The sequence below is a fragment of the Hymenobacter sp. UYAg731 genome (assembly GCF_054061335.1).
On the sequence record NZ_JBSSEC010000001.1, the window covers coordinates 783,077 to 808,888 of the forward strand.

Consider the following 25,812-nt stretch of genomic DNA (forward strand, 5'->3'; position numbering starts at 1 on the left):
AGTATGCTCAAAAAACGAATTTATCAATGCCTCGGCGCGGCCAGCCTGGCCCTTGCCGTGGGGGCCTGCAAAACGCCCGAGTTGGTGGTGAAGAATGAAAGCCGCAACATACCGGCCAGCTATTCCACTTCTACCCCGGCCGCTTCCCTCGACAGCGCCACCACCGCCCGCGTGCAGTGGAAGCAGTTTTTCACCGACCCCAACCTGCAAGGGCTGATTGAAACCGCCCTGCAAAACAACCAGGAGCTTAACATCACGCTCCAAGAAATCGAGATTGCCAAAAACGAAATCCGCGCCCGCCAGGGCGAGTACCTGCCCTTCGTGCGCCTCGGGGCCCGGGCCGATGTGGAAAAAGTAGGCAAATACACGCTACAAGGCGCGACGGAGGAAAATATCGATATCAAGGAAGGCCGCCGCACGCCCGACCCGCTCACCAACTTCCAGGTGGGCGCTTTTGCCACCTGGGAGGTCGATATCTGGCATAAGCTGCGCAACGCCAAGAAGGCGGCTGCCATCCGCTACCTGGCCACCGTGGAGGGCAAAAATTTCATGGTCACCAACCTGATTGCCGAAATAGCCAACTCGTACTACGAACTGCTGGCCTATGACAATCAGCTGGCCATCGTGCAGCAGAACATTGGCATCCAGAGCAATGCGCTGGAGCTGGTGAAACTCCAGAAGGAATCGGCCCGTGCCACCGAGCTGGCCGTGAAACGCTTCGAGGCCCAGGTGCAGCACACGCGCGCCCTGCAGTTCAAGCTCCAGCAAAGCATCGTCGAAACCGAGAACAAGCTGAACTATTTGGCCGGCCGCTACCCGCAGCCGGTGGCGCGCAATACGCAGTCGTTCAACGAGCTTCCGCCCTTCGTGACGCAGGCCGGCTCGCCCGCGCAGCTATTGGCCAATCGCCCCGATATCCGGCAGGCAGAGCAGCAGCTCGCCGCCGCCAAAATCGACGTGCAGGTGGCCCGCGCCAACTTCTACCCGTCGCTGGGCCTCACGGGCGGCGTTGGGCTGGCGGCCTTCACGCCCGGCCTGCTGGTGTCCTCGCCGCAGTCATTGCTGTATGCGCTGGGGGCCGATTTGGCCGGCCCGCTGTTCAACCGCAACGGCATCAAGGCGTTCTATTACAACGCCAACGCTCTGCAAACGCAGGCCGTGTACAAGTACGAAAAGACGGTATTGAACGCCTACGTCGAGGTTTCGAATCAAGTCTCCAACATCAGTAACCTGGCCCAGAGTTACGACGCGAAAGCCAAGGAAGTGGCCGCCCTCAATCAGTCGGTGGATATTTCCAACAGCCTTTTCCGCTACGCCCGCGCCGACTACACGGAAGTTCTCTTCACCCAGCGCGACGCGTTGGAATCGAAGTTCGACCTCATCGAAACCCGCATGCAACAGCTCAACGCCTCAGTGAACGTGTACCGGGCCCTAGGCGGCGGCTGGAAGTAATCAAGCCCCACGAGTAGCTGTAGCAGCTATTGCCGCAAAGAGAAACGCCCCGCAACAGTTTGTTGCGGGGCGTTTTTAGTTGGAAGAAAAATACTCAACAAAAGCGCAAGGAATTATTGCTACTTAATCAGACGACAAGCTGTAAATAAAAAGGGGTTTTTCATTGACATTAAAAAGGATAAATGAATACCCCCAAAACACGAATACGTATGGCACGCCTGATTCGTCTGGATAACTGAATAGCTCTGTTGTCTTCGTGAGATATTGCCGAATGAGTAATTCGTATTTTTTCACTTCTAGTGATAAGGATTTTTCTTGCTTACCAGTTAATTTCAATCCTGCTGCATCGTCTCCGCGATATGCAAAGCCATAGCCAATGGAATCCCATAAATACGGCTCATCGATTAATCTGGGCTTTACTTCATAAATTCTGGTATCAGAATATTTTACACTCAATTTTCTACATGCTTCACCTATTGTCATGCAATTATCAAGAACTTCTATTCCAAAATGCACTTCGCAATTGTGACCATGCATTTTTTGTTCTAGGTTTTTCAAAGTCTGTTTCACTTCTTGAGTTGTCATCGTTTTCTTGTTGTATAAGCATTTTTCAATTCCCAATACTAAATTCTTACTCAATCCTCAATTGCCACAATCCCAAGTTGCTTCAGTTGCTCAAGGTGCTCCTTCATGGAGTTTAGCTACTTCGGAAGTAGCCCTACTAACTAGTGGCCTTGCCCGCGACTCACAGTTCATGCGGTGAGCGGCAGGATTTGGTAGGATTGCCAATGCGGATAGCTATTTCAATCTGAAAGTTTATAAATATACTCGTCAATCTCTGTTTGCCGGGCATTGGCGAATCCTTTATCCTCTCCGGTTTTTATAAACCCGCATTTCTCTAAAACCTTTTGTGAACCATAATTATCGAAGGCTACACGGCCATAGATTGGTCTGGCTTGTTCAATTTCCAAGAAATCCTTCAGGGCCGTCGTGGCAATTCCTTGCCCCCAAAATTTCTTATCAATCCAATAAGTAATTTCAGCTTTACCGTGCATCACGAACTTTGCTATGCTACCTACAATTTCACCGTCAACTCTTATTGTCTGATTATTTATTGTCGGGTCGGCTAAATGCTTTGCGTACTTCTCAATGTAGGCATTTTTGTCGCTCGGGTCTTTCGGGGTAAACGCAGCTAAACGGATTGCTTCTTCGTCAAGCTGAAATAAAAACAGCGTTTCTAAGTCGGCTTTACTAGTTTCAGTCAGTGTGATATTGTGTTTTGTCATTACGCTGAAATCTAACATGGTTTTGTTAATTCGAGGGTCGTTTGGCAATAAACTGGAATAGCAAATGGCATTCATACCGACGCTCAATACGTAGTTTCGTTGGGTCAATCTACCCAAAATTGGCTAAATAACGGCTTTTCCGATTCAAGACACTTCATTTCCCCGGCCAAAAAAAGCAACGCCCCGCAACGAATTTGTTGCGGGGCGTTGCTTTTGCGTCAATCTTACTTTCCAAAATAATCCCCGTCCTCTAAATCAGCCAGCAGGCTTGGGTGGGTGGGCTGCCAGCCCAGCCGCTGCTGCGTGAGAATGCTGGAGGCCGGCATGTCCAGCCCGACGAAGCGGGCCATCCAGCCGAAATGGTCGGCGGCCTCCTCGGGGGTTTTGGATACGACCGGCAGGTTCAGGTACCGGCCGATAACGGCGGCGATGTCGCGCATCGGGATGCCTTCATCGGCCGCGCCGTGGTAGCGGGCTCCGGCGGTGCCCTGCTCCAGCGCCAACCGGTAGAGGCGGGCTGCATCGAGCCGATGCACGGCGGGCCAGCGGTTGCGGCCATCGCCCACGTAGGCCGCCACGCCCGTTTGGCGAGCAATGTCGATGAGCGTAGGCACGAAGCCGTGGTCGCCACGGTCGTGCACCGATGACGCCAGGCGTATTACCATCGCACGTACCCCTCGCACGGCCAGTTCCATGGCCACTACTTCCGACATGCGGGGCGAGGCACCGGGGGTATCTTCTTCGGTGCCGAGGCGGCCCGTAGCCAAGCCCGCCAGCCCGGCCGTGACGAGCAAGGGACGGTCGGAGCCCGCCAGCGCCACGCCGAGGGCTTCAATAGCGTGCCGGTCGGTCTGGCCGGCGGCCTCGTACTCCACAAAATTGTGGTTGTAAGCGGTGTGGATGACGCCCTCCGAGGCAGCCGCGCCGCGCCGCAGGCTGTCGAGGTCGTCGAGCGAGCCCCGGTGGACCACCGCTCCGGCGGCAGTAAGCGCCTGCGCGGAGGCATCGGAGCGGGCGAGGCCAAGCACCTGATGGCCCGCGCCAAGTAATTCCTGAACAATGGCGGAGCCGATGAAGCCCGACGCGCCGGTTACGAAAACACGCATGTAATGGTCGTTTAAATGGGAGGTTTGATTACTCCACAAAGGTCCGGCAGGCAGGTTACAGCGAAATTGCGCAGGTCAAACCGTTTGCTGAACAATTCAAACAATTTAATCTGTTTGACTGAGCCGGTCATGCAGAGCGTAGCGCAGCATCTCGCGTGTGGCGCTCCATAACGTCCTCACCCGACGTACCTACCCCCGGAAATCCCCCGGGGTCAGCCCGCTCTGGCGTTTGAAGAAATTGCAGAAATGCGCCGCGTCGGCAAAGGCCAGGCTGTCGGCAATTTCCGAGATGTTCCAGCTGGTTTGCTTCAGCAGGATTTTGGCTTCCTGCGCTACCCGGCTGCTAATGAGAGCAGTGGTGGTGTGGCCGGTGGTTTCCTTGAGTACCCGGTTGAGGTGATTGACATGCACGGCCAACTGGGCGGCGTAGTCGGTGGCGGTGCGCAGGCGCAGGCGCTGCTGGGGCGATTCCAGGGGAAACTGCCGTTCCAGCAAGTCGGCAAACTGGGCGGCCAGCCGGGCCGAGGCATTGTGGGCCGGTGGGCAAGTCTGCGAGGGCTGCAGCTTCTGCACGTAGTGAATCATCTCGAGCAGGTAGGCGCGCAGCAGGTCGTATTTGAAGGCGTAGTCGGAAGCAATTTCCTGCTCCATCTTCCGGAAAATAGCCGCAATAGCCGCAAATTCGGCATCCGTCACCTGCACCACGGGGTACGCGCCGGGCTGATAAAACGGCAGGTCTTCCAGCGCCACCCGGCCCTTGGCGGGCAGCAGGAACTCGTCGGTGAAAATGCAGAAGTAGCCGGTCTGGTCCGCGTTCTGCGGCAGCCAGCGGTAAGGCACGCGCGAGGAGGCAAACCACAGGGCACTGGCTTCGACTTCAACCGTCTGGTCGGCATATTCGATGCGGCTACGGCCCCGAATCAGGCTGATTTTGTAGAAGGAGCGCCGGTCGAAGGTCATTGGCGGCCGGTCGCGGTTGGCGAGCATCAGGTCGGCCACGTTAAAGACGTTGAAGTGGCCGACTTCGCGGGGGCGCTCCGGCAGCAACAAGCCTTCGGCCGCCTCGGGAGACAGCTTGGTGTACAGTTCGGAGAGCGGGCGGGGTGGCATGGCGATTGGTTGTAAAAATCAAAGGTAAACCAACATCGGTTACCCATACATTCTTATGCCATCATTCCGTGTGCGAGACTGTAAAAAGTAGGGTGCGGGGGTAAGCCCCGCACCCTACTCGTTTAAAAAGCCGCCGCAAATTCCCTGGCAAAATCCTCTAGCTTCACCTGGCCCAAAGTGGGGCGATGCTGCCAGTAATCCTCACCCAGCCTGCCGCTGTTGATGCTGGCGTAAATGTCCACGACTTCGGCGGCGCGGTGGGCGGGCACGCCGTTTTTCACCATGCCGTCCCGCATTTGCTCATCGCTGAAGGACACCCATTTCAGGTCGGGCTGGCCGATGGCCGTGCCGATGGCGTGGGCCACTTCATCGGCGGTGCGCTCGTCGCTGGCCACGTAGCGCACGTTTTGGCCGGCTGTCGTGAATGGTTGCGCCAGTTCCTCGGCGGCGGCGGTGGCAATGTCGCGCGGATGCACAAAGGCTACTTTGATATCACCCGCGTAATTAGCGCCCAGCATGCCCAGCCCTTTTATCATGCCCACCGAGCTGTACAGGTTGTTGTAAAAAGACGTGGGCCGCAGGTGCGTAAGGGCAATGCCGGGCACCGCGCGTAGCATAACTTCCACATCGTGCGAACCGAGAATGCCGCCAGTGCCCTCCGCTAGGTGCGCGCCCCAGCTGCTGAGCTGCACCACCCGCCGCACGCCCGACTGCTGGATGGCCTGAGCGTAATTGCGGCCAATTTGCTGGTGGTAAGCCCGCGAATCGGCCACGGCGAAGTGGGGCGGCACCATCAGGTACACGGCATCGGCACTGGTAAAAGTAGCCGTCAGGAAATCGACATCGGCCACCGTACCAATGGCGGCGCGGGCTCCTAATGCTTCAATTTCCGGCTGCTTTTCCGGCTTGCTGCTGATGACCGTGACGGCGTGGCCCTGCTGCACCAGCGCGGTGGCCAAGGGCTGGCTAATGTTCCCGAGGGAACCTGTAAGGATTATTTTCATAAGGCAAAGCTCTGCCCGCTTTCAACCCCACGAAAGGGCGAAACGGCGGGAAGATTGGGCCAAAGTGCGGCAACGCGCTACGCCCAGCGCTGCCGGTACATGGCCGGCGAAACCCCCGCACTTTTCCGAAAAAACCGGCCAAACGTAGATTGGTCGGCAAAATGCAGCGTGTCGGCAATCTGGCCGACAGTCAGGGCAGGGTTTTGGAGCAGGACGTGGGCTTCCAGCAGCACGGCTTCGGCCAGCCACTCCACGGCGCGCTTGCCACTGGCTTCTTTCACGGTTTCGGCCAGGTGCTTGGAGGTAATGCAGAGCTTATCGGCGTAAAAGCCCAGGCTGCGCTCGGTGGCGTAGTGGCGGTTTACCAGCTGCTTAAATTCAGCGGCAATCAGCTGGCTACGCGTCTGGACGGCCTTGGCTGAAACGTGCTGCGCGCTGTAGATGGGCGCGGTTTCGTGCAGCAGAATGTGAATGAGGCTGCGCAGAATTTCTTCCCGATAAGCGTGCGGTGCTTCGTATTTCAGCTCGATGGAATGCAGCAGCGCGGCGATATTTTCGGTCTGCGTAACGGTTAATTGAAATACGTGTTTAGCATCCTGCTCAAAAAAGGCGAAAGCATCCAGATTCAGGCTATTATTAGCCGAAATAAATTCCCGGGTAAAAAAGATGCTCAACCCCTCAAAATCAGCCGACATAAGTGGCCACTGCTTGATGACGTATGGCGATAATAGCATCAAAGAATTGGGGCCAATATCGTACGTTTCGAGGTTGACTTTCAGGCGGGCATTACCGCGCAGGCAGAGGCCGATTTTGTAGTAATTGCTCCGGTAGGGCAGGTCGATGGGCAAGTGAGACGGCGCGGAATTCGGCCCCAGAAAGAAAACTGCCGCCGGCTTTGCCGCCGTTTCGGAGAGGGTGTTTAATTGATACAGGGGAATTGCGGCGGTCATAAGCTCAATATACGCGCCGCTGGCCGGCGGCTCACTACCAAAACCAAACCGCGCTTCCCGGTCCGGAGTTTACATAACCCCGCCCCGCCCCAGGGCGTATTTCCGTCAACTCACTGCCACCCCATGACCGAACTCCAACGCTTGCTCCTCGCCTACGACCGCCACCGCGCCGAGGCCCGCCCCTGCGCCCTGGCCACGGTAGTAGAGGTGCTGGGTTCGGCTTACCGCCGCCCCGGGGCCCGGATGCTCGTGACCGAGGATGGCGAGCTGACCGGGGCCATCAGCGGGGGCTGCCTGGAGGGCGATGCCCGCCAGCGGGCCCGCCAAGCTATTTTTCGGGGCCAGCCCGCCCTGGTCACCTACGACACCCGCGACGAGGACGACCCACGCCACGGCCTCGGCCCCGGCTGCCAGGGCGTGGTCCGCATCCTGCTGGAACCGTTGGATTTTGCCGCGCCCAACAACCCCGTGGAACTGCTGCGCGGCTTCGCCCAACACCCCGAGCCGGCCGTACTGGCCACGGTATTCGAAACGGATGCCTCGGGCCTGAAAGCGGCCGTGGGGCAGCGTGTGCTACTGTCAGCCACCGGCGCGCTGCGCGGCACTCCCCTGCTGGCCAGCCCGCTGGCCGAAGCCGCCCGCTCCACGCTGGTGCAGGGCCTTTCGCGGGTGCTCGATATCGAAACCGATGCCGGCCCGGTGCGGGCGCTGCTGGAGGTGCTGGTGCCGCCGCTGCGGTTGGTCGTCTACGGCGCGGGCAACGATGCGCAGCCGCTGGTGCATCTGGCCGCCTCGCTCGGCTGGCACATCACGGTGCTGGACGGCCGGCCCAACCTGGCCACGGCGGCGCGCTTCCCGGAGGCGGCCGAGGTGCGTGTTGTGCCGGTGCGCGAGTTGGAAGCCCAGGCACCCGACATGGGGGCTTACCACGTCCTGCTCAGCCACAACTACGCCTACGACCTGGCCGCGCTGCAAACGCTGCTGCCTACAGCCGCGCCCTACATTGGCCTGCTGGGGCCGCGTGCCAAAGCGGGGCGACTGCTGGGTGAAGATGAATTGAATCTATCAGAAGCTGAAAGGGCAGATGCGCTGCAAAGCCGCCTGCACAGCCCCATTGGCCTGACCCTGGGCGGCGAGACACCGGAGGAAATCGCGCTGGTCATTGTAGCCGAAATCCAAGCCGTGAAGAACAAGCGGCAGCCGCAACACCTCCGCGATACGACGGCGGCTATTCATGCTGACTCGCCCAAAACTGAGTATGTAGTGTAGCTTCCGCTTGCGCACCATCAGGCCATGCACAAGTAAAAGCGTATGTCACAATCACGGGCCTGGTACCCGGTAGCTCAACGCCAGCCGGAATGCAAGGCCTTTCTCCAGAAGTGGGCTGAGCGGCTTGGGCGCGGCTTCTAGCCCAATGTAGTCGATGGTGGCGAGCCATTGGTCGTCCCTGGCGTACACTTCCATGCGCCGCGTCACGGCGTAGGCGGCCGTGGCCCGCAGCGCCCAATGGGCGCTCAGGTAAGTTTCGGCAAACAGGCCGTAATGACCTTGCTGGTATTGAAAATACCGGTCCTGCTCCTGCAGTCGGTAAGCCGTGTTGATGCCGTTCAGGTTAAAGCCCACATTGACACGCGGCGTGGCGGCGTAGCTGATGTTGAACGTAGTTGGCAGGTCGCCAAATAGCCGCCACTGCTGCCCCAGCCGCCAGTCGAGGCCCAGCAGCAGCACGTACTGCGGCCCGTAGAACTGCTGCCGGTAGCCCACCGTGAGGCGGTAGGCCCGGCGGGCATTGCTGCGGTAGGTGGCCCGCACCACGCCGCCCCAGGTCACATCGGCCCCGCGCACCTCGCGCAGGTCCGAGTTGAGGGCGGGCAGCACAAGGGCCGTCAGCTCCGTGCGCGGCGAGAGGCGCTGGCGGTAGCCCAGCACCGGGGTAATGCCGTACACGTTATGCACCTCAAATCCCGGCCGGTTGCCGCTGAAACGCAGGGTTTCGAAGTTCAGGCCGGCCAGGATGGCGTGTGAGGTGTCGGCGGCCACGGCTATCGGTACAATGATATTGGCCCGAAAAACATCGCCTCTAAACGAGGCTCCACTACCGCTGGCTTGTTTCAGGGGCAGCACTTCGTAGCTCAGGCCGATGCCTTCGGCGTAGCCCTGCGCCCGGCTGATGGCGGGGATGAGAACGCCGCTGCCTAGCAGCAGAACCGGCAGCAGCCGGGCGGGTAGAGGTATAATCACGTAATAATTTTGGCAGAATTCAGCAACAAATAAAAGCGCAATTATCCAATAGCTGGCACTCTACTTTTGCAGCTCCACTTTTTGCCGGTTTCACTGGCTCCTGATTATTTCCCGCATGGCACATTTGCTGCTCATTCATTGCCCCGACGAGCCGGGCCTGGTCTATAGAATCACGGGCGTGCTGTTCAGGCACGGCCTCAACATCATCCGCAACGGCGAGTTTGTGGAGCGCGATGGCAACCACTTTTTCATGCGGACCGAAGTAGCCGGTGCGTTCGACCCGGAAGCCTTCCAGGCCGATTTGCAAACGGACTTGCCCCCATCGGCCGTCATCCGCCTCACCACCAACCAGCCCAAAAACATTGTGCTAATGGCCACCAGGGAGCATCACTGCCTCAGCGAGCTGCTGGTGCGCCACGAGTTTGGCGAGCTGAATGCCCGCGTGCTGGCCATCATCAGCAACTACGAAGTGCTCGGCGACCTCACCCGCAAGTTCAACCTCCCCTTCCACTACCTGCCCCACGCCGACCGCTCCCGCGAAACGCACGAGGCCGAAGTATTGGCCGTACTGGCCCGCTACCAGCCCGATTTCGTGGTGCTGGCCAAGTACATGCGCATCCTGACCCCTGAGTTCGTAGCGCATTATTCCAACCGGCTCATCAACATTCACCATTCGTTTCTGCCGGCCTTCGTGGGGGCCAGCCCCTACGCGCAGGCGTACGCTAGGGGCGTAAAAATCATCGGGGCCACCGCCCATTTCGTGAACGAGCAACTCGACCAGGGCCCCATCATTGCCCAAAACGTCATTCCCATCGACCACACCCAAAGCGCCCACGAAATGGCCCAGGCCGGCCGCGACGTGGAGAAAATTGTGCTGGCCCGCTCCCTCAAAATGGTATTCGACGAGCAGGTATTCGTGCATGGCAACAAAACCGTGATTTTCGACTGAGAAGCCAGCTACCACAAAGCCGTAAAAAAGGGGGCTACCCGCTTCATCAGCGAGTAGCCCCCTTTCAATTTAATTGCTGCAATTAGTGGCTGCGGCCGTGGCCGCCCCCGCCGTGGTAGCCACCACCACCATTGCCGCCGTGGTAGCCACCACCCTGGTAGCCACCGCCCCGGCGGCCACCATCACCACCGTGGTAGCCCCCGTAGCCGGGCCGGTAAGACTGCCGGTATACCGGCCGCACCACCACCGGGCGCGGGGCGTAGTACGGCCGCGCATAGCCGTAGCCATACGGCTGGGCGGGCGGGTAATAGCCGTAATCGGGGCCGTAGCCCGGGCCGGCAGCAACGCAGCCGCCCAACATAAGCAGGCTGATGCTCAAGGCGAAAATGGTTGATTTGGTCTTCATGATATAGGCAGCGTGCCGAAACACGTCGATTTACAGGTGGATGTACTTCTACGTCTGTAAACAAAATGTGGACCAGAATTAGTGCCTGCCCGCCATAGCATGCGCCCTGTTTAAGCCTCGGTCGGCAATACCGTTTCGCCGGAATAAAGCCGGGCTTTGCCGGGCAGGGTTTTGTGGCGCTCCTTGCCGAGGGCAGCACCGGGTTCGGGTACCCAGTGGTGGCGGCCGCCGGCCTTTTCGTCGTTGAATTCAGTGGGCGCGGTTCCGGCGGCGGTGCGCTCCTTCCAAGTCAGGTGCTGGGTGCCGTCGTCGGTGCGGTCCATCGTGATGCAGTCCTCCACGGGGCACACGAGCGAGCACAGGTTGCAGCCCACGCAGTTTTCCTCGATGATTTCGGGTACCCGCGTGCCGGCATTCAGCCGAATGGCCTGGTGGGCACCATCCTCGCAGGCGGTATAGCACAGCTGGCAGCCAATGCACTTGTCCTTATGGATGTTGGCCGTCACCTTGTACTTCATGTTCAGGTCTTCCCAGTGCAGCACGTTGGGCAGCGCCTTACCCACCATGTCGTAGATGGTGTTGAACCCCTTCTCCACCATGTACTGCTCCAGCCCGGAAGTCATCTCGCGAATAATGCCGAAGCCGAAGTGCATAGCCGCCGTACACACCTGCACGCTGCTGGCTCCCAGCAGGATATGCTCTACCGCGTCGCGCCAGTTTTCAATCCCGCCAATACCTGAAATGGGCAGCTTGATGTCGGGATGCTGGGCGCAATTCTTCACCATGTTCAGGGCAATGGGCTTCACGGCCGGGCCGCAGTAGCCGCCGTTGCTACCCTTGCCGTCCACAATCGGGTACGGCGCAAACTGGTCCAAATCAACCCCCACGATGCTCTGAATCGTGTTGATGAGCGAAATGGCATCGGCCCCGCCGCGCCGCGCTGCCAGGGCGGGCTCCGTGATATCGGAAATATTGGGCGTGAGCTTCACGATAACGGGCTTGGTGGCCACTTCCATCACCCACTCCACAATCATCTGCAGAACCTTGGGCTCCTGCCCCACTGCCGAGCCCATGCCGCGCTCGCACATGCCGTGCGGGCAGCCGAAATTCAGCTCAAAACCGTCGGCTCCCGCGTCCTGGCTTTGGCGCACGATGTCGTGCCATTCCTGGCGTGTCTGCACCATGAGGGAGGCGATAACGGCGTGGTTGGGGAAGCGCTTTTTAACTTCCTCAATCTCGCGCAGGTTGTCGGCCAGCGAGCGGTCCGAAATCAGTTCGATGTTATTGAAGCCCACCAGGCGCTTGTCGCGGTAATTTACGCCGCCGTAGCGGCTCGATACGTTCACAACGGGCACACCCAGCGTCTTCCACACCGCGCCGCCCCAGCCGGCATCAAAGGCTTTCATCACCTGGTAGCCGGAATTGGTGGGCGGGGCCGAAGCCAGCCAGAACGGGTTCGGCGATTTGATGCCGGCAAAATTTATTGAGAGGTCGGGCATGGATATTAGAGTCAATAGAACGTCATGCTGAGTGCAGTGGAAGCATCTCGCGTGCAGCAGTAATCAATGCTGTTGCACCGAAGCGGTAGAGATGCTTCGGCTACGCTCAGCATGACGTGCTTTTTGTTAGAAAAACTTGAGCTACTTGCTCAAATAAGCGTGAATACCGCGGGCCGTAAGCTTCGCCTCGGCAGCCGCGTTCACCACTTCCGCGCCGCCATTCCAGGCATCGCCGGAAGCGAAGTACTTCGGATTGCCGGTCTGTCCGGTATGCGCGTTGGCGATGATGCGGCCCTTGCCATCCAGCTTCAGACCCGGAATCAAGCTCAGGAATTCCGTTTGCTTAGCCTGGCCCGTGGCTTTAATCACCATGTCGCATTCCTCCACAAACTCGGAACCGGCAATTTCCTGCACCCGGCCATCCTTGGTTTCGGTTCGGATAAACTTCACGCCCGACACATAGCCGTTGCCGATAATTTCTACCGGTGCCACGTTAAACAAGCCCTTTACTCCTACCCCTTTGGCCAGGTCGTACTCGAACTCATAAGCGCCCATTTCTTCCTTGGCACGGCGATAAGCCAGAATCACATTTTCGGCCCCGAGTCGGGATGATTCCGAAGCGGCATCCATCGCCGTGTTGCCACCGCCCAGCACAATTACCTTGCGACCCACCGCTACTTCGTGGTGATGCTGCCGCAATTCCGAAATAAATTCTACTGCGCCTGTACAATTGATTTTATCTTCGCCCGGTAAGCCTAATTCATTGGTTTTACCAAGGCCAATTCCCAGGAAAACAGCGTCGTATTTATCCTCCAGTTTCACCAACTCCTCGCGCGAAGAAATAGCCGAATTGAAATGCGTATTATAACCGAACTGCGCCTGCAAATAGGCCATTTCAGCCAGCGTTTCTTCGTTGGTAATTTTATAGGGTGCCACGCCGTATACCGTTAGGCCCGAAGGCTGCGCTTTAGCCTCAAAAACATCAACACCATAGCCCAGTGCCCGCAATTCGCAGGCCGCCGAAATACCGGCCGGACCCGCCCCAATTACCGCTACTTGCTTCCCATTATCCGCGCCGGGACCGAATAGCTTTTCACCACTCTTAATTACCTTGGTAGTGGCGTAACTCTGCAATCGGCCGATTTCAATCGGCTTCACTTCCTGTAAGTTATATACGCAGGCACCTTCGCAGAGCACTTCCGTCGGGCACACTTTTCCGCAGGCATTACCGAAGTAGTTAGCCTCGTAAATGGTGCGGGCCGCGCCGGTATCGTTGCCCGAATTTATCTGGCGGATAAACTGCGGAATATCAATCCCCGACGGGCACGCTTTTATACACGGCGCATCGAAGCAAAAGAGACAGCGGGAGCTTTCATAAAGCGCCTCGGTGCGGTTCATCACCGGTTTCAATTGCGCGAAATTTTCCGCGAATTGCTGCTCGGTGGTAGGTGTAGAAAATTCAGCCATGAAATGGGCAGGGTTATTCGGAATTATTTAAAGGAAAAGCCAAGACGTCATGCAGAGCGTAGCGAAGCATCTTGCCCACGGCCACTAATTCATTTCGTTTCAACGATTGAGTTAATGCTTCTAGCACGATGCTTCGCTGCGCTCTGCATGACGTCACTTCAGGCATTCAGGCACCTACAGTTCCACCAGTTTCTCGTAGGTTTCGGGGCGGCGGTCGCGGAAGAACTGCCAGGTATTGCGCACTTCCTCAATCATGTCGAGGTCGAATTCGGCAATCAGTAATTCATCCTTGTATTCGTCGGCCTGCGCAATAATCTGGCCGCGCGGGTCCACGAAATAGGACGTGCCGTAGAAGCGGCCCAGGTTCCAGGGCTTTTCTTCACCCACGCGGTTGATGCAGCCCATGAAATAGCCATTGGCGGCCGCGTGGGCGGGTTGCTCCAGTTTCCAGAGGTACTGCGAGAGGCCGGCCACGGTGGCCGAGGGGTTGTACACGATTTCGGCGCCGTTTAGGCCCAGGATGCGGGCACCGTCGGGGAAGTGGCGGTCGTAGCAGATGTACACGCCAACTTTGGCGTATTTAGTCTGGAATACCGGGTAGCCCAGGTTGCCGGGCTTGAAGAAAAACTTCTCCCAGAAACCGGTGGTGTGGGGAATGTGGTTTTTGCGGTACTTGCCGAGGTAGGTGCCGTCGGCATCAATTACGGCGGCGGTGTTGTAGAGGAAACCGGCCTGCTCGCGCTCGTACACGGGCACAATCATCACCATGTTATACTTCTTAGCGTATTCGGCCATGCGCTCAGTGGTAGGGCCGGGCACGGCTTCAGCGGAGGCGTACCAGGCTTTGTCCTGGCCGGGGCAGAAATACGGGGTGTTGAATATTTCCTGCAAACAAAGGATTTGCACGCCCTGGCGGCCGGCTTCCTCAATGAGCGGGATGTGCTTGGCTTCCATGGCCTGCATGATTTCGGCAATCGTGCCTTCGCCTTCGGTCATCGGTAGGCTCATCTGAATGAGGCCGGATTTAATAATTCTGGGCATGGTTCGGGGTGAGGGTAAATAAAGTTGAATTTGGTCGTTGCGAGTGTCGTAGGGCAGAAATTCCCGGCAAGGCACAACGCTTTGAGTTGTGATGAATGTTAATTCGGATTAAACAGCCCAAAACGGGCTTTAAATTAAGCAAAAAATTGGGTATTTGTACGCGCTACACGTTAATACACAGCAAGAAAGCCATGCCTGCACGCACTCGCAATGACAAATACCCCGCTGGCAATGACAACTGCCTGTTAGAAGTTGGTTTTACCGCGCTTAATAAACTGTCCGTAGCCTTTGCCTACTTTGGCTTCCCCGGCATCTACGGCCACTTTTCCACGTAGCAACACGGTGTCAATCTTACCCGTTAGCTCCCACCCTTCGTAGGCTGAATAGTCACAATTCATGTGGTGCGTATCGGCCGAAATCGTATGCTTTTTGTTCGGGTCAAATATCACTAAATCCGCGTCCGCGCCAATGCTAATGGTGCCTTTGCGCGGAAACATGCCGAATATTTTTGCGGCATTGGTGGAAGTTATTTCCACAAATTTATTCAGCGTGATTTTCCCTTTAATTACACCTTCTGAAAACAGTAATTCCATGCGGTGCTCCACGGCTGGGTGGCCGTTTGGGATTTTCGAAAAATCGTCCTTACCCAGCAGTTTCTGCTCCCACAAAAAGGGGCAATGGTCGGTACCGAGCACATTCACCAGCCCTTGGTTTATGCCAGCCCAGAGCGTGGCCTGGTCCTTTTTCTCGCGCAACGGCGGCGACATTACCACTTTTGCGCCGTTGGCCTCGTCCTCGTACAGTCGTGCATCGAGCAGCAGGTATTGAATGCAGGTTTCGACCAGCACGCGCTGGTTGCGCTCGGTGGCGCGGCGCACCTGATTGAGCGCGCCCTCGCAGGTGAGGTGTACGATGTAGGCATTCACGCCGGTGTAGTTTGCAATGTCGGCAAAGCGGCCCGATGCCTCAGCCTCAGTTACTTCAGGCTGCGAGAGGTAGTGGTAGAGCGGCGTGAGTTTGCCCTGCGCCCGGTGCTGGGCGATGAGCGTGTCAATCATGTCGCCGTTGGTGGCGTGGGCCGTTACGAGGCCGCCGTGCTTCTTCACTTCCTGCATCAGGCCCACCATCTGCGCATCGTCAATCATGAGCGCGCCCTTGTAGGCCATGAACGTTTTGAAGGACGTGATGCCCTCGGCAATCATGTCCTTGATTTCCTCCTTAGTGCTGGGGTTGAAATCCGTCACAGCCATGTGGAAGCTGTAGTCGCCCACGGCATTGCCGGTAGCGCGGCCACTCCACTCATCAAACGCCGAACGCAGCGAACTGCCTTGCTTCTGCAGGATAAAATCGATGACCATTGTGGTGCCTCCGTGCAGGGCAGCACGGGTACCGGTTTCGTAGGTATCGCTGCTGAAAGTACCCATAAAGGGCATTTCCAGATGCACGTGCGGGTCGATGCCGCCGGGCACGATGAGTTTGCCGGTGCAGTCAATCACCTCCGCGCCATCGGCTGATAAGTTGCGGCCGATAGAAACGATGGTTTCACCTTCAATCAGAATATCGCAGACGGCGTCCGAATCGGCGGTGACGACACGGCCGTTTTTGAGAAGGATGGACATGATAGAGAATTATGAAAACGTCATGCCGAGCGCAGCCGAGGCATCTCGCTCGTTTCGTTGCAATCTGTGAGAATTACTGCCGCACGCGAGATGCCTCGGCTGCGCTCGGTATGACGTTCAGAGTTAGTTGACGTATTTATCCGCGATGCTAATAGCCTCCGAAATAATGGCCAAGCCCTCGTCAATTTCCTCCTTATTTATAGTCAGCGGGGGGCAGATGAAAATGTAGTTCCAGCGCACGAAGGTGTACATGCCGAGTTCGCGGATTTTGGCGGCGACCTGATTCATGATGGCCATTTGGTCGTTGGTGGCGTTCCAGGGGGCCATGGGCTCTTTGGTGTCGCGGTTTTTCACCAGCTCGATGCAGCCGAAGAGGCCGGTGTTGCGCCAGTCGCCGATGCTGGGATGGTGGCGCATGAGCTGGGCCACTTGCTCATCCATGTACTCGCCCATTTTCACGGTGTTTTCGAGCAGGTTGTCTTCTTCGTAAATATCGAGCACGGCCACGGCGGCGGCGCAGGACACCGGGTGCGCCGAATACGTGAGGCCCAGCGGCAAGGGCTTGTCATCGAAGGATTTGGCGATTTTTTCGTCCACCATCACCGCACCCAGGGGCAGGTAGCCGGCGGTGATGCCCTTGGCCACGCACATGAGGTCGATTTTGACATTGTGGTGGTCGGAACCGAACCACTTGCCGGTGCGGCCGAAACCCGACATTACCTCGTCGGCGATGAGCAGGATGCCGTGCTTGTCGCAGATTTCGCGGATGCGCGTCCAGTAGCCGGGCGGGTACTTGATGCAGCCCGACGTGCCCGACTCGCCTTCGAGCACAATGGCGGCCACGCTACCGGGGTTTTCGTAGCCGATGATGCGCTCCATGGCATCGGCAGCACGCTGGGCGCACTCCTCGGGCGTGGAGCTGTGCCAGGGGCAGCGGTAAAAAAACGGGTTTTCGACGTGGATGGTGCTGGGCATGGCCTGGCTGTCCACGGCAAATTTGCGGGGGTCGCCGCCCACGCTCATGGCGCCGTAGCTGGCCCCGTGAAACGACTGGTACAGCGACACAATCTTGTGGCGGCCGGTGTACACCCGCGCCAGTTTGATGGCGTTTTCGATGGCCTCGGCCCCGCCCAGCGTGAAAAACGCTTTGGTGAGGTTGGGCGCGGTAATTTCGGCCAGGCGCTTGCCCAGGTCGCCGCGAGCCTTGGTAATCATGCCAGGGTACACGTAGCTAAGCTCGCGCATCTGGGCGGTCACGGCTTCGGTCACGCGCTGGTCGCCGTGGCCGATGTTGACGTTCATCAGCTGGGCCGAGAAGTCGAGGTAGCGCTTGCCGTCGCGGTCATACACGTACACGCCTTCGGCGCGCTCGGCATTGATGGGGTTCAGGCCCGTTTGCTTCGACCACGAGAAGAGCGTGTGGTCAAGGTTGTCGTGCAGGATTTGGTCTTTATCGAGGTCGTAGGTGGTTTCCATGATGTGCTGACGTTCGCCTCACCCCCTAGCCCCCTCTCCCATGGAGAGGGGAACTAGTTTCTAGCTTTAGGCTAGATGCAGGCAGGCTGATTTATTAAAAACAAAAAAATCTAGGACTATAAAATCTAGGACTATAAACTAGTCCCCATCTCCTTTTCGGAGAGGGGGCTAGGGGGTGAGGCGAACGTTCGAACACCTTAGCTCATCCAGTTCACCCGCGACTCGGGGTTCCACTTCGTTGTGGTTTTCTTCAATTGCGTCCAGAATTCAATCGAACTCTTACCCGTGATATCGCAGGCCCCAAATTTCGAATCACCCCATCCGCCGAAGGAGAAGGGCTCGCGGGGCACTGGCACGCCGATGTTCACGCCAATCATGCCGGCGTTGGCGTGGTCCATGACGTAGCGGGCGCTGCTGCCGCTGCTGGTGAAAACGGCAGCGGCATTGCCGTAGGGGTTAGCGTTTTCGATGGCCAGGGCCTCGTCCAAGGTATTGGTGCGCATGATGGCTAGCACCGGGCCGAAGACTTCTTCCTGGGCGATGCGCATATCGGGCGTCACGTAGTCGATGACGGTGGCCCCCACGTAGTAGCCGTCCTCATGGCCGGGCACCACGGCGTTGCGGCCGTCGAGCAGGACTTTGGCCCCGGCAGCTTCAGCTTCGGTAATGTGCTTTTCGATGCGCTCCTTGGCCTCTTTGCTGATGACGGAGCCAAGGTTCTGGCCGGCCACAATCTTCTTCGCTTCTTCCACAATTTTGGCCACTATGCCATCAATGGCCCCCACGCCTACCATGGTGGAGCCGGCCATGCAGCGCTGGCCCGCGCAGCCCGACATGGAGGCAGCCACGTTCGAGGCCGTCATTTCGGGGTGGGCATCGGGCAGTACCATCAGGTGGTTTTTGGCCCCGCCTAGGGCTACGCAGCGCTTGAGGTTGCTGGTAGCGCGGATGTACACAACTTTGGCGATTTTGGTGGAGCCGACGAAGCTCACGGCCTGAATATCGGGGTGGTCACAGATGGCTTCCACGATTTCCCGGTCGCCGTTCACGATGTTCAGCACGCCGTCGGGCATGCCGGCTTCTTTCAGCAACTCGGCGATTTTTACGGCGCTTAGGGGCACTTGCTCCGAGGGCTTCAGAATCATGGTGTTGCCTAGCACGATGGCGTTCGGAATGGTCCAGTGGGGCACCATGTTGGGGAAGTTGAACGGGGCGATGCTGGCCACCACGCCCAGCGGCTTGCGCTCGGCGCGGGCTTCCACGCCCTTGCTCACTTCCAGAAATTCGCCCTGGATGAGCTGCGGCATGGAGCAGGCAAACTCGGTCAGCTCAATGGCTTTTTCAACTTCGGCGCGGGCCTCGTCGAATGTTTTGCCGTTTTCCTCGCGTACGAGGTCGGCAAGGGCTTTCATGTCGCGCTCCAGCAGGGTTTTATAGCGGTAAAAAATCTGAACCCGTTCCTTAATCGGGATGGCCGACCAGGCGGGGAAGGCGGCTTTAGCGGCCTGCACGGCGGCGTCTAGACCGGCGGCATTGCTGAGCGGCAGGGTGGAAATCAATTGCCCGCTAAGGGGGCTGAATACGTCCATGGTGGGCGTAGCGACACTTTCTACCGACTGGCCAGCCACGTAGTTGCGAATGGCCGGATACTTCAAGGTTTGAACTTCCATGTTACCTAATTGTTAAGCGGGGTGCAAGCTAAGGGTTTTGTGGGATATGGAGTAATCCCACAATCGTTTCCGAGGAAAGTATTTTCAAACAAGCTCACATTCAGCCGTCTATTTCGCCTGAAAAATCTACCTAAAGTAATCAGGCGCAGGAAGACCACCAATGGTAGCCTGCCTGCGCCTGAATATTTTATCCGCTTTGGAGGGGATTACGTCACTTCACTTCTTCGCCGTCCTTGTTAATGGTGAAGCTGCGGCCCGCTTGTTTCACCCGCGCTTTGCCATCAGCAAAATCGGCAGCCTGCTGGTAGCGGCCGAAGGGTTTGGTGCCTTGGCCGGGGTTAGCGAGATAATCGGCGGCGATAAAGGTGTAGCCGTCAGGCAGCTTCACACGAGCCAAACCGTCGGCGAAGGAGTAAGCTTCTTTGAAGACGACGGGCGGCGTATCGGGCTCGGTGGGGCCGTTGATGTAGTGCCAGCCCCGGTGGTCGAGCACGGCGGCGTGGCCTTCGGCGAAGTCGAGAGCGTTGAAATAATAATGGTCGAACTCCTGGCCGTCCTCATCGATGAAAGTGTAGGCGTCGCCCACCCGGGCGCGGGCGTAGCCGTCGGCGTAAGGGTTGAGGGCGTCGTAGGCAGTGGGAATTATCTCCTGGCCTTTTTCATCCACGAACCCGTACGCGCCATCTTTCGCCACCACGGCCTGCCCTTTTTCAAACGGACTGGCGGCCGTGAACTGGGCCGGAATTACTGGTTGGCCGCTGGCATTGGCGTAGCCCCAACGGCCGTTTTCCTGGAAAGGAACGGGCGGCGAACCGCCCGCGTGGCTCAGGCCCCAGATACCCAGACCCACCACGGCTACCCCGGCGGCGGCCAATACGGCCCGAGGCTGGGCCTGTCCCCACTCCCACACCTGCCGCAACCGAGGCCGCAGCGCAGTAGCGGCAGCCTGCGCCCGGGTGCGCAGCGGTTCGAAGCGACTTGCGATGGCGGCACGCAACGGGGCCTCGGAGGCGGCTATGCTCGGAACTGGTGCCGCCGAAGCAGCGCCAGTAGGCGCCAGCGCACTGCCAGCCAGCGCAGTCCTGGCCGCCCCGAAGGCAGCAGTAGCCGCTGGAATAACGGCATCAGCCGGCGGAATGATGGCGGCGGGTATGTCAGTGGCAGCGGCCGGCGCTGTAGCTGCCGGTGTAACAACGAATGCTACTGGCGGGGCCTTGACCGGCGCTATAGCAGCAGTGGGCTTGCTTTCAGCAACTAGCGGGGCAAATGCGACTGGCGTGGCAACCGGGCTTATTGGCGATAGCGCAGCCGTTGTTGGCGCGGCCGGGACTGCTACTGGTGGAACCGTTGCTGGCGGGGCAGTGACCGGACCGGCGCTTAGCTGCCCGATGAGCTGGCCGAGCTGCTGAATCTTGGCATCCAACTCCTGGTTGCGGGCGGCCAACTCAGCGCGGGAAGCCTGCATTTCTGCTTCGAGGGCAGCTTTTTCGCGGGTTTCGGCGCTGAGGCGCGATACCAGGGCGGTGGCTTCGGCGGCTACGGGCGGGGCCTGGGCCAACTCGGTGCGAAGCTGGATAATGCTGCGCTCGCGCGCGGCTTCGCGGGCTTCCAGGGCCTGGAGCTGGGTGCTGAGGTCGGCCTGCATTTGCTGGCGCAGGTGTTCGAGCTGCTGTTTTTCCTCGTTGCGGGCGCTCAGGGTGTTGGCGTAGCCGTAGGGCAGGTCGTCGTCGGGCACGTCGTTGGCCCCGAGCCAGCCCCAGAGGGCGCGGGCTTTCTGCCCCAGAAAACTGCTGGCGGCGCTGGTCGCATCTTCATTGGTTTCGCTTGCGAGTGGCGCTGCTACGAAATCCGCCCATTCGGCGGCCCACTCGGCTATATCATCAGCAGTGAGGTCAATTTTAGGAGTAGCCAAATCCCGCAAGCAGCCCGGCAAGTCGGCTAGGCTGTTAGCAATCAGGAAGCCAGCCGGGGCTTCTTCCAAAGCAGCTTTTACATCGGAACCAAACTCAACCAGTGTTTCAAACAGCACCAATCCTGAAACAAAGCCCAAATCAACCTGCTCAGCAGTGAAACGCGGCTGGAGCCAGTCGGTCAGCGTTGCTTTCTGCTGCCGGAACTGCTCGTAGGGATTGTCGAAATCGTCTGAGCCAAGCACGGGTACGCCATTAAGCAGCCAGCGGCCGTAGTCCAGCGCGGGAATGTTCAGTCGGCCGCCACGGGGCACGAACACCAGTAGGGTGATGCTGTGCGGGCGCACCACCACGGCATCGAGCGGGGCGGCACCATCAGCCAGTACCAGATTGCCCAGCAGGAGGGTATCGGGGCTGGCCTCGGCTTGCAGCGTGGTTTGCACGGCGGCAAACTGCGCCGCCCGGGCCGCATCAATAAAAGGGGAAGCGAGGAAACAATGAACCATGAAATACTGAAATGCGCGGCCGGCCGCTAGTCGTCGCCCTTGCCCCGGCCGTGGCCTTTGCCGTGGTGCTTTTTATGCTTTTTAAACTTGAATTCCCCTTCGTCATCGCCCGAGCCAAATACCTGCTCCAGGAGCGAAGGCGCGGGCACAGGACGGGCGCTGCGAACGGAGGCCGGCGCGGAGGGTGCGCCCAGCGCCAGCGCGCCATTAGCGGCGGTACGCACGGCTACGGGCCGGCCGCGCAGGTCGCAGCCCTGGCCTTCGCCCAGTTCGGTGCGCTGGCCGGTGGGGCTCACCACAAAGCCGTCTTTGGTGACAGTAGCGCCGGTGGGCAGGTGGGCGTCGCGGGTCATGGAGCGGGCCTGCCCGTTGCGTATCACCTGCATCTGGCCGTTGCGACGCTGGAAACCGTCGTTGTTGGGCGTTTGCCGGGCGTGCGCCGGACCGTGCAGTGCCAGCAGGCCGGCCACGGCCCCGCAGAGCCAAAAGATGCGCGAAAACATAAATGAAGTACCCTGAATAGACGAAGCCGCACGGCCCGGGAGCCGGCGGCAGGCCGTATACGTCAAATACGAAGCCAGGCTGCTTCGGGCATGATTATCCCGCGTTGACCAAAACGCCGACCGGAAATATTCCGGTTTGTTTCGGGCTGTTACTGAGGGCGCAGCAGGACGCGGGCGGGGGCTCCGTCGCTGTCCACAATTTTCAGCGGGAGGCACAGCATCTCGTATTCGCCGGGCGCGATGTGCTGCAAGGCCAAACCCTCAATCACGCAGATGCCAGCATCGAGCAGGGCGTGGTGGGCGTCGGCCTTGCCTACAGAAAGATAATCGACCCCGACGCAGACCACGCCCGCATCGCGCAGAAAAACGGCCGCATCGCCGTCCAGGGCCACAAAATCGGGCTGGAAAGGCAGGGTGCTCCACTCCGAATCCGACATGCGGGTGCGGAAGAGCAGCCGGGCTCCGGGCTCAATTGCCAGGCGCTGCACTTCGGCCAGGCTGATGCTTTTGGGGTCGGTGATGGCCACGACGCGGGCCGGCCCCATGAGGCGGGCCAAGTCCAGCGTGGTGGTGTCGCCGGCATTGGCGGTGAAGTGCAGCGGGGCATCGACGTGGGTGCCGGTGTGGGCGCTCATCGATACTTCGGTGACGTTGGCCGCCGCGCCGGTGGCGATGCTAAGCGTCTTTTTGACGTGGACGGGGGCGTTATCGGGCCAATGCACCATGCCGTCGCGGATGGGCGTGGTGGCGTCGAGCCAGGGGGCGGGGGTGGGCATGAGGGTTGGGATTGGAATTGAGAACTACTAAAGAACGTTATGCTGAGCGCAGCCGAAGCATCTCTATCGCGCAACTAATTTCAATTGTAATGAATAGTGTTGCGGTAGAGATGCTTCGGCTGCGCTCAGCGTGACGTTCTCTGTGACGTTCTACATATTGGTTTCGATTACGCCCCGCCTCTCGGCTGCAAGAGCTTCGCAATCAACCCCGTCCAGCCGGTTTGGTGGCTCGCGCCGAGGCCGTGGCCGTTGTCGCCGTGAAAGTATTCGTGGAACCAGAGATGGTCGCGGAAGTTGGGGTCGTTTTGCAGCTGCTTGTCGTCGCCGAAGCAGGGGCGGCGGCCAGTTTCGGGGTCGCGCAGGAAGAGCTGGGTGAGGCGCGTGGTGAGCGCGTCGGCCACTTCGAGCAGCGTCACGGTCTGGCCGGAGTTGGTGGGGTATTCCACCTTGAAATCGTCGCCGTAGTAGTGGTGGAAGCGTTGGAGCGACTCGATGAGCAGGAAGTTCATGGGCATCCAGACGGGGCCGCGCCAGTTGCTGTTGCCGCCGAAAAGACTGGTCTGCGACTCGGCCGGCTCGTAGTTGACGGTGAACTGGGTTTCGGTGCCCCGGAAGATGAACGGATGGTCCTGGTGGTAGCGCGAGAGGCTGCGAATGCCGTAGGGCGAAAGGAATTCGGCTTCGTCCAACATTCTGGCCAGCAAGCGCTTCACGCGGTGTCCGCGCAGCAGCGAGAGCAGGTGGCGGGCACCCTTGCCGGGCTCCTGCCAGCGCGACACCAGCGCGGCCAGCGCGGGCCGGTTGTCCAGAAACCAGTTCATACGGGCCAGAAACTCCGGCGCGCCGGCCAGCAAATCCTCGTCAATCACCTCCACCGCAAACAGCGGAATCAGCCCCACCAGACTGCGGACTTTCAGCAGCTCGTGGCCGCGGTCGGGCGTGTTCAGGGCGTCGTAGTAAAACTCGTCCTCGTCGTCCCAGAGGTCCATTTCCTCGTTACCCATGTTGGTCATGGCCTCAGAAATGTAGAGAAAATGCTCGAAAAACTTACTGGCCATGTCCTGATAAACCGGGTTGGTCTGGCTGAGCTGGAGCGCAATCCGCATCATGTTGAGCGCGTACATGGCCACCCAGGCGGTACCATCGGCCTGTTCCAGGTAGCCGCCGAAAGGCAGCGGAGCCGAGCGGTCGAACACGCCAATGTTATCCAGCCCCAGGAAGCCGCCCTCGAAAATGTTGCGGCCGTCGCGGTCTTTGCGATTCACCCACCAGGTGAAATTGATGAGCAGGCGGTGGAAAATGGTTTCCAGAAACTTCACGTCGCCGTGGCCGCCGTGGCCGCCGTGGGCTTTCTGGTCCATTTTGAAGACGCGCCAGGTGGCGTAGGCATGCACCGGCGGGTTCACGTCGCTCAGCTTCCATTCGTAGGCGGGCAGCTGGCCGTTGGGGTGCATATACCAGTCGCGGCACAGCAGCAACAGCTGTTCCTTCGCAAATTGCGCATCGAGCTGGGCCAGCGGCAGGCAGTGAAATGCCAGGTCCCAGGCCGCGTACCAGGGGTATTCCCAGGTATCGGGCATCGAGATAATGTGCTGGTTGTTGAGGTGCGTCCAGCCGGTGCTGTTGCGGCCTTCGAGGCGCTCCGGCGGCGGGGGCGGGAAGGCAGGGTCGCCGGCTAGCCAGCGGGGCACGTCGTAATAATAGAACTGCTTGCTCCAGAGCATTCCGGCAAAAGCTTGGCGCTGCACATTGCGGGCATCGGCGCTGGGCATGTCGCATTGCAGGGCCTGGTAGAACTGGTCGGCTTCGGTCAGGCGCAGCTTCAAGGTCTGGTCAAAATCAGCGAAGGGGTTTTCCAGGTCCGGCGCGGCCAGGCGCAGGCGCACCACTCGGGTAGCGCCCGGCGCAACGGCCAGCTCGTAGTGCGCGGCGGCTTTGGTGCCGGTACGCTCGGGGTTTACGGCCCCGGCCTGCCCGTGGAGCAGGTAGTCATTGATGCCATCCTTGAAAAACTGCTCCGTGGAAGGGGCAGCGTGAAGGCGGCCGCTGTTGGTGGCGTTCTCGCAGAAGAGCAGGCTGGGCGCTTCGTCGCAATACAGCGTGAAGGTGCCCAGGTCGCGGTGCTCGGCGTGGATGTTGTTGGCGGGCGTAGCAGCCAGCCGGGGCCGGTAGGCATCCTCGCCCCAGGCCCAGGTATTGCGAAACCAGAGCTGCGGCAGCAGGTGCAGCGTGGCCTCGGCCGGGCCACGATTGATGACGGTGAGCTGGATGAGCACGTCCTCGGCATCGGCCTTGGCGTACTCTACGAACACATCGAAGTAGCGGTGCTCCGAGAAAATGGCCGTGTCCATCAGCTCAAATTCGGGCTTCGTGCGGTCGCGGCGGGCATTTTCCTGCACCAGCCACTCGTAAGGAAACGCGTGCTGCGGGTACTTATACAGCATCCGCTGATAGGAATGCGTGGGCGTGGCGTCGAGGTAATAATAGACCTCCTTCACGTCCTCGCCGTGGTTGCCCTCCGGCCCGCTCAGCCCAAACAGCCGCTCCTTCAGAATAGCATCCTGCCCGTTCCACAGGCCCAACCCGAAGCAGAGCAGCTGCTCATCGTCGCAGAAGCCGGCCAGGCCCTCTTCACCCCAGCGGTAGGCGCGGCTGCGGGCCTGGTCGTGGGTGGTGAAGTTCCAGGCGTCGCCGCCAGCGCTGTAGTCCTCGCGCACGGTGCCCCACTGCCGGTCGGCCACGTAGGGGCCGAACTTGCGCCAGGGCTTAGTGCCGGCGTTGGCTTCGGCGAGGCGGGTTTGTTCGGGGTTCATGCTTTGGCTAATTGAATTAACAGACCGT

The 25,812-nt window shown here is 59.2% G+C and carries 21 protein-coding genes; 3 read left to right on the forward strand and 18 right to left on the reverse strand.

Translation table 11 applies throughout. From position 1 onward, the window contains the following. Positions 1–3 precede the first annotated feature (3 nt). Positions 4–1,452, forward strand: a complete 1,449-nt coding sequence (locus ACVWYF_RS03350) for a TolC family protein (protein WP_457064597.1) — start codon at positions 4–6, stop codon at positions 1,450–1,452. Between the two features lie 123 nt (positions 1,453–1,575). Here the strand turns inward: ACVWYF_RS03350 and ACVWYF_RS03355 are convergent, their stop codons facing one another. The 6 genes from ACVWYF_RS03355 to ACVWYF_RS03380 all read right to left on the reverse strand — a co-directional run bounded on the left by ACVWYF_RS03355 (position 1,576) and on the right by ACVWYF_RS03380 (position 6,908). Then, positions 1,576–2,037, reverse strand: a complete 462-nt coding sequence (locus ACVWYF_RS03355; protein ID WP_457064599.1) for a hypothetical protein — start codon at positions 2,035–2,037, stop codon at positions 1,576–1,578. A gap of 218 nt (positions 2,038–2,255) precedes the next feature. Continuing rightward, positions 2,256–2,756, reverse strand: coding sequence for a GNAT family N-acetyltransferase (locus ACVWYF_RS03360; RefSeq protein ID WP_457064601.1), 501 nt, complete (start codon positions 2,754–2,756; stop codon positions 2,256–2,258). A 206-nt stretch (positions 2,757–2,962) separates the two neighbouring features. Beyond that, positions 2,963–3,844 carry an SDR family oxidoreductase gene (locus tag ACVWYF_RS03365; protein ID WP_457064603.1) on the reverse strand — a complete coding sequence of 294 codons (882 nt, stop codon included), beginning with the start codon at positions 3,842–3,844 and terminating at the stop codon, positions 2,963–2,965. 189 nt (positions 3,845–4,033) lie between these two features. Next, complete coding sequence (locus tag ACVWYF_RS03370) at positions 4,034–4,954, reverse strand: helix-turn-helix domain-containing protein (protein ID WP_457064605.1); 921 nt, start codon at positions 4,952–4,954, stop codon at positions 4,034–4,036. Between the two features lie 122 nt (positions 4,955–5,076). Beyond that, positions 5,077–5,958: an NAD(P)H-binding protein gene (locus ACVWYF_RS03375; protein WP_457064607.1), complete on the reverse strand. Its 882-nt coding sequence runs from the start codon at positions 5,956–5,958 to the stop codon at positions 5,077–5,079. A 77-nt stretch (positions 5,959–6,035) separates the two neighbouring features. Further along, positions 6,036–6,908 (reverse strand): helix-turn-helix domain-containing protein, encoded by an 873-nt coding sequence (locus tag ACVWYF_RS03380; RefSeq protein WP_457064609.1) that lies wholly within the window; start codon positions 6,906–6,908, stop codon positions 6,036–6,038. Positions 6,909–7,031: 123 nt separating this feature from the next. Here ACVWYF_RS03380 and ACVWYF_RS03385 point away from each other — a divergent pair, with 123 nt between their 5' ends. Next, the gene (locus ACVWYF_RS03385; protein ID WP_457064611.1) at positions 7,032–8,177 is read left to right on the forward strand and encodes an XdhC family protein; all 1,146 of its coding nucleotides are present in this window, start codon (positions 7,032–7,034) and stop codon (positions 8,175–8,177) included. A 51-nt stretch (positions 8,178–8,228) separates the two neighbouring features. On the opposite strand, the gene ACVWYF_RS03390 is transcribed toward ACVWYF_RS03385, so the two are convergent. Next, positions 8,229–9,149: a DUF6268 family outer membrane beta-barrel protein gene (locus ACVWYF_RS03390; protein ID WP_457064613.1), complete on the reverse strand. Its 921-nt coding sequence runs from the start codon at positions 9,147–9,149 to the stop codon at positions 8,229–8,231. A 115-nt stretch (positions 9,150–9,264) separates the two neighbouring features. Between ACVWYF_RS03390 and purU the strand changes: the two genes are divergently transcribed. Next, positions 9,265–10,098 (forward strand): formyltetrahydrofolate deformylase, encoded by an 834-nt coding sequence (gene purU, locus ACVWYF_RS03395; protein ID WP_457064615.1) that lies wholly within the window; start codon positions 9,265–9,267, stop codon positions 10,096–10,098. 82 nt (positions 10,099–10,180) lie between these two features. On the opposite strand, the gene ACVWYF_RS03400 is transcribed toward purU, so the two are convergent. The 11 genes from ACVWYF_RS03400 to ACVWYF_RS03450 all read right to left on the reverse strand — a co-directional run bounded on the left by ACVWYF_RS03400 (position 10,181) and on the right by ACVWYF_RS03450 (position 25,784). Beyond that, on the reverse strand, positions 10,181–10,504 hold the full coding sequence (locus ACVWYF_RS03400) for a hypothetical protein (RefSeq protein ID WP_457064618.1): 324 nt from the start codon (positions 10,502–10,504) through the stop codon (positions 10,181–10,183). 110 nt (positions 10,505–10,614) lie between these two features. After that, entirely contained in the window at positions 10,615–12,003 is a 1,389-nt protein-coding gene (gene preA / locus ACVWYF_RS03405) for an NAD-dependent dihydropyrimidine dehydrogenase subunit PreA (protein ID WP_457064620.1), read from the reverse strand. A gap of 141 nt (positions 12,004–12,144) precedes the next feature. Further along, positions 12,145–13,470, reverse strand: a complete 1,326-nt coding sequence (locus ACVWYF_RS03410; RefSeq protein ID WP_457064622.1) for an FAD-dependent oxidoreductase — start codon at positions 13,468–13,470, stop codon at positions 12,145–12,147. Between the two features lie 174 nt (positions 13,471–13,644). Next, a complete protein-coding gene (locus ACVWYF_RS03415; RefSeq protein WP_457064624.1) occupies positions 13,645–14,511 on the reverse strand; it encodes a nitrilase-related carbon-nitrogen hydrolase in 867 nt (288 codons plus the stop codon). Between the two features lie 245 nt (positions 14,512–14,756). Further along, positions 14,757–16,130, reverse strand: a complete 1,374-nt coding sequence (gene hydA / locus ACVWYF_RS03420; RefSeq protein WP_457064626.1) for a dihydropyrimidinase — start codon at positions 16,128–16,130, stop codon at positions 14,757–14,759. 123 nt (positions 16,131–16,253) lie between these two features. Continuing rightward, positions 16,254–17,606, reverse strand: a complete 1,353-nt coding sequence (locus ACVWYF_RS03425; RefSeq protein WP_457064628.1) for an aminotransferase class III-fold pyridoxal phosphate-dependent enzyme — start codon at positions 17,604–17,606, stop codon at positions 16,254–16,256. A gap of 197 nt (positions 17,607–17,803) precedes the next feature. Continuing rightward, positions 17,804–19,276 (reverse strand): CoA-acylating methylmalonate-semialdehyde dehydrogenase, encoded by a 1,473-nt coding sequence (locus ACVWYF_RS03430; protein ID WP_457064630.1) that lies wholly within the window; start codon positions 19,274–19,276, stop codon positions 17,804–17,806. 211 nt (positions 19,277–19,487) lie between these two features. Further along, a complete protein-coding gene (locus ACVWYF_RS03435; protein ID WP_457064632.1) occupies positions 19,488–21,692 on the reverse strand; it encodes a WG repeat-containing protein in 2,205 nt (734 codons plus the stop codon). 26 nt (positions 21,693–21,718) lie between these two features. Beyond that, a complete protein-coding gene (locus tag ACVWYF_RS03440; RefSeq protein ID WP_457064634.1) occupies positions 21,719–22,195 on the reverse strand; it encodes a DUF6799 domain-containing protein in 477 nt (158 codons plus the stop codon). 149 nt (positions 22,196–22,344) lie between these two features. Further along, on the reverse strand, positions 22,345–22,971 hold the full coding sequence (locus ACVWYF_RS03445; protein ID WP_457064636.1) for a cyclase family protein: 627 nt from the start codon (positions 22,969–22,971) through the stop codon (positions 22,345–22,347). Positions 22,972–23,138: 167 nt separating this feature from the next. Beyond that, a complete protein-coding gene (locus ACVWYF_RS03450; protein WP_457064638.1) occupies positions 23,139–25,784 on the reverse strand; it encodes an MGH1-like glycoside hydrolase domain-containing protein in 2,646 nt (881 codons plus the stop codon). Between the last annotated feature and the right edge of the window lie 28 nt (positions 25,785–25,812).

Bases quoted from the DNA above. Each gene is read 5' to 3' on its own strand.
- ACVWYF_RS03350 (WP_457064597.1), top strand. From the start codon at position 4: ATGCTCAAAAAACGAATTTATCAATGCCTCGGCGCGGCCAGCCTGGCC.
- ACVWYF_RS03355 (WP_457064599.1), bottom strand. From the start codon at position 2,037: ATGACAACTCAAGAAGTGAAACAGACTTTGAAAAACCTAGAACAAAAA.
- ACVWYF_RS03360 (WP_457064601.1), bottom strand. From the start codon at position 2,756: ATGTTAGATTTCAGCGTAATGACAAAACACAATATCACACTGACTGAA.
- ACVWYF_RS03365 (WP_457064603.1), bottom strand. From the start codon at position 3,844: ATGCGTGTTTTCGTAACCGGCGCGTCGGGCTTCATCGGCTCCGCCATT.
- ACVWYF_RS03370 (WP_457064605.1), bottom strand. From the start codon at position 4,954: ATGCCACCCCGCCCGCTCTCCGAACTGTACACCAAGCTGTCTCCCGAG.
- ACVWYF_RS03375 (WP_457064607.1), bottom strand. From the start codon at position 5,958: ATGAAAATAATCCTTACAGGTTCCCTCGGGAACATTAGCCAGCCCTTG.
- ACVWYF_RS03380 (WP_457064609.1), bottom strand. From the start codon at position 6,908: ATGACCGCCGCAATTCCCCTGTATCAATTAAACACCCTCTCCGAAACG.
- ACVWYF_RS03385 (WP_457064611.1), top strand. From the start codon at position 7,032: ATGACCGAACTCCAACGCTTGCTCCTCGCCTACGACCGCCACCGCGCC.
- purU (WP_457064615.1), top strand. From the start codon at position 9,265: ATGGCACATTTGCTGCTCATTCATTGCCCCGACGAGCCGGGCCTGGTC.
- ACVWYF_RS03400 (WP_457064618.1), bottom strand. From the start codon at position 10,504: ATGAAGACCAAATCAACCATTTTCGCCTTGAGCATCAGCCTGCTTATG.
- preA (WP_457064620.1), bottom strand. From the start codon at position 12,003: ATGCCCGACCTCTCAATAAATTTTGCCGGCATCAAATCGCCGAACCCG.
- ACVWYF_RS03410 (WP_457064622.1), bottom strand. From the start codon at position 13,470: ATGGCTGAATTTTCTACACCTACCACCGAGCAGCAATTCGCGGAAAAT.
- ACVWYF_RS03415 (WP_457064624.1), bottom strand. From the start codon at position 14,511: ATGCCCAGAATTATTAAATCCGGCCTCATTCAGATGAGCCTACCGATG.
- hydA (WP_457064626.1), bottom strand. From the start codon at position 16,130: ATGTCCATCCTTCTCAAAAACGGCCGTGTCGTCACCGCCGATTCGGAC.
- ACVWYF_RS03425 (WP_457064628.1), bottom strand. From the start codon at position 17,606: ATGGAAACCACCTACGACCTCGATAAAGACCAAATCCTGCACGACAAC.
- ACVWYF_RS03430 (WP_457064630.1), bottom strand. From the start codon at position 19,276: ATGGAAGTTCAAACCTTGAAGTATCCGGCCATTCGCAACTACGTGGCT.
- ACVWYF_RS03435 (WP_457064632.1), bottom strand. From the start codon at position 21,692: ATGGTTCATTGTTTCCTCGCTTCCCCTTTTATTGATGCGGCCCGGGCG.
- ACVWYF_RS03440 (WP_457064634.1), bottom strand. From the start codon at position 22,195: ATGTTTTCGCGCATCTTTTGGCTCTGCGGGGCCGTGGCCGGCCTGCTG.
- ACVWYF_RS03445 (WP_457064636.1), bottom strand. From the start codon at position 22,971: ATGCCCACCCCCGCCCCCTGGCTCGACGCCACCACGCCCATCCGCGAC.
- ACVWYF_RS03450 (WP_457064638.1), bottom strand. From the start codon at position 25,784: ATGAACCCCGAACAAACCCGCCTCGCCGAAGCCAACGCCGGCACTAAG.